1 protein-coding gene is annotated in these 303 nt (G+C 61.4%); it reads left to right on the forward strand.

Annotated features, from left to right (window positions below; genetic code table 11):
- On the forward strand, positions 1-243 hold a 243-nt coding region (locus E5162_RS14590), incomplete at its 5' end, for a 3-deoxy-7-phosphoheptulonate synthase (protein WP_135945975.1).
- Positions 244-303: the final 60 nt, after the last annotated feature.

The raw sequence follows: 303 nt of genomic DNA on the forward strand, positions 1-303 counted from the left end.
CGGCAATTCATCGAAGTCCTGCGGGCCGAAGGTCTGGAGCCTGGCGGGGTCCATTTCGAAATGACCGGCCAGGATGTGACCGAGTGCGTGAGCGGGGCAGGACACTTGTCCGAGGCTGACTTGTCCTCGCGGTATCACACTCATTGCGATCCGCGCCTGAACGCCGATCAGGCGTTGGAAATGGCGTTCCAGATTTCTGACGCGCTCAACCCCGCCCAGGGGTTTCGCCGCGCAGCGGAATAATGCTGGCAGACCCACAATTGAAAACGCCGCCCGGATCAACCGGGCGGCGTTTGTCATCGT

This window comes from Marinicauda pacifica, assembly GCF_004793635.1.
Lineage (GTDB): Bacteria > Pseudomonadota > Alphaproteobacteria > Caulobacterales > Maricaulaceae > Marinicauda > Marinicauda pacifica.